Below are 1,224 nucleotides of genomic sequence, written 5' to 3' on the forward strand. Positions count from 1 at the left end.
CCGGTCCCCCACCGGCGCCGGGCCACCCTGCCGCACCCGGTCAGCCTGCGGGCCCCGGCTACGCCCCGGTCGGCGGGTACGGCCCGGGCCCCGGGTACCCGCCCGCTCCGGGATGGGGCGCCGCACCCGGCTGGACGCCACCCCCGAAGCCCGGCCTGCTGCCGCTGCGCCCGCTCGGGCTCGGCGCGATCCTCGCGGGCTCCTTCCAGACGCTGCGCCGGAACCCCGGGCCCACCATCGGCAGCGCGCTCCTCATCCAGGGGCTCGTCGGCGTCCTGACCCTGCTGATCGTCGGCGGCGTGAGCGGCTTCGTCGTGCTGCGCGTGCTCTCGGCACGCGAGGCCGACCAGGGGCCGCTCATCGCGGGCGGCGTCGCGGCCGTCGTGGTCGCGGCGCTCGTGACGCTGGTGCTGTCCATCGTCGCCTCCGCCTTCCTGCAGGGCGTCATCGCGAGCGAGGTCGCCCGCGGCACGCTCGGCGAGCGCCTCCGGATGCGCGCGCTGTGGCGCCTCGCCCGTCCGCGCGTCGGCTCGCTCGTCCTGTGGAGCGCCTTCCTGGCCGCCGCGTGGACGCTCGTGGCCGCCGTGCTGGCCGGCGTCGTCGTCCTCCTGGTTCTCGCGGGCGGCGCGGGCATCGTCGTCGGCGTGATCGTGGGGGTCCTCGGCGTGGCCGGCCTCGTCGTCGTCGCCGCCTGGGTCACGACCCGCCTCGCCCTCGTGCCGAGCGCGATCGTGATCGAGCGGCTCCGGCCGTTCGCCGCGGCCCGGCGCTCCTGGTCGCTCACGATCGGGTCGTTCTGGCGCGTGCTCGGGATCCTGCTGCTCACGGGCGTGATCGTCTCGGCCGCCACCAACGTCGTCACGGTGCCGCTGACGCTGCTGACCTCCATCCTGCAGGGCGTGCTCTTCCCGAACGGGGAGCTCGACTTCGAGTCCTTCGACGCGTCCGTCGTGTTCTACCTCGGGTCGCAGCTGCTCGCCGTCGTGGTGAGCGTCGTCGTGGGGAGCATCGGCGCCATCGTCACGACCGCCAACGCGACGATCCTCTACATCGACCTCCGGATGCGGCGCGAGGGGCTCGACCTCGAGCTCGCCCGCTTCGCCGAGGAGCGTGCCGCGGGTGCCCCGACGGCGACGGGCCCGGACGCGCGCGACCCCTACGCGGCGCCCGGCGCCGCCCCGGGACGCCCGTGATCCCCTCCCTCGCCCTCACGGCCGTCGCGCG

Annotated in this window: 1 protein-coding gene; it reads left to right on the top strand. The window is 76.1% G+C overall.

The window, feature by feature from the left end:
* On the top strand, positions 1-1,193 hold a 1,193-nt coding region (locus Q6969_RS15790; RefSeq protein WP_317231291.1), incomplete at its 5' end, for a hypothetical protein.
* Positions 1,194-1,224: the final 31 nt, after the last annotated feature.

Source organism: Clavibacter sp. MX14-G9D, assembly GCF_032917815.1.
Taxonomy (GTDB): Bacteria; Actinomycetota; Actinomycetes; order Actinomycetales; family Microbacteriaceae; genus Clavibacter; species Clavibacter michiganensis_K.